At 74.9% G+C, this 1,385-nt stretch carries 2 protein-coding genes; both read left to right on the plus strand.

Annotated features, from left to right (window positions below):
- A partial coding sequence (locus DQW85_RS22975; protein ID WP_162795261.1) for a hypothetical protein occupies positions 1–681 on the plus strand: 681 nt, incomplete at its 5' end.
- Positions 671–1,385 (plus strand): serine/threonine-protein kinase (locus DQW85_RS22980; RefSeq protein WP_162795262.1); only part of this gene is annotated, 715 nt, incomplete at its 3' end. The genes DQW85_RS22975 and DQW85_RS22980, both read left to right, overlap by 11 nt.

Consider the following 1,385-nt stretch of genomic DNA (forward strand, 5'->3'; position numbering starts at 1 on the left):
CACGAGACCACGGCGCCGCTCAGGAGCAGGGGCCGGGGCAGGACCCTCGTCTGGGGCGCCGCGGCGGCGGCCCTCGTGATCGCCGCCGCGGCGGCCGTGTTCTTCGTGGTGCGCGGCGGCGACGACGGCGTGCCCGCCGCGTTCACCGTGCCGATGGACGTGTGCTCCCTGCTCACGCCGGAGGACGCCGGCCGGCTCCTGCGCACCCAGCGGCCCCCGAAGGGGCAGCCCGGCTCCGACGAGGTGGGGCCGACCTGCCAGTGGCCGATGCGGGGCAACGGCGTGAGCCTGCAACTGCAGAAGGACTCCGACACCCCCGACCCGTGGTCGATGACCCCGTCCTCGGCGCGGACGCTGTTCGCGAACCAGAAGCGCTACTGGGCCAGGTTCGGCGGGGCCGAGATCGACTGGACGTGGCCCGAGATCGGGGCCGGGGGCTCGCTGAAGGCCACGCTCACCCCGGTCCGCGACATCGGCGGCGTCGGGCAGGAGGCGTTCGCCCACGAGCTGAAGGGCGCCACGGGCAGGATGCACTCCGCGTACGTCTACTACCGCCTCGCCAACCTGGTGGTGCGCGTGGAGTACACCACGCTGGCGTCCAGGCCGAGCGACGAGGACATCAAGCGGAACGCGCTCGCCGCCGCGCGGGCGATCGAGCAGGCGCTGCGCCGTGCCGGCTGACCCCTCCCTGCCGGGTGACCCCTCCCTGCCGGGTGACCCCTACCTGCTGGCCGGCCGCTACCGCCTCGTCGAACGGCTCGGCCAGGGCGGCGCGGGCACGGTGTGGCGGGCGCTCGACGAGACGCTCCACCGGCAGGTCGCGGTCAAGCAGGTGCGCGTACCGGACGAGCTGACCCCGCGCCAGCGGGAAGCGTTCACCGGCCGGGCCATCCACGAGGCGAGGTCCGCCGGGCGGCTGCGTGACCCCGCGATCGTGCTGGTGCACGACGTGGTGCTCGACGGCGACCAGCCGTGGATCATCATGGACCTGGCGACCGGCCGCTCGCTGGACAAGGTCATCAAGGAGCGCGGGCCGCTGCCGCCGCCCGAGGTGGCCGCGATCGGGCTGCGGGTCCTGTCGGCGCTGGAGACGGCGCACGCGCACGGCATCCTCCACCACGACGTCAAGCCGGCCAACATCCTGCTGGAGGCCGACGGCTCCGCCATGCTCACCGACTTCGGGATCGCGGTCCCGATGTACGGCCAGGACGGCGCGGGCCCCGCCGGAGCCGGGGGCGGCGGCTCGCTCGGCTACATGGCGCCCGAGCGGCTCAACCAGCGGGCGGCCGGACCCTCCTCCGACCTGTGGTCGCTCGGCGCGAGCCTCTACACCGCCGTCGAGGGCCGCGCGCCGTTCGAGCGGCCCATGCCGGCCGCCGTGGCGG

It is taken from the genome of Nonomuraea lactucae, from assembly GCF_003313395.1.
Taxonomy (GTDB): Bacteria; Actinomycetota; Actinomycetes; order Streptosporangiales; family Streptosporangiaceae; genus Nonomuraea; species Nonomuraea lactucae.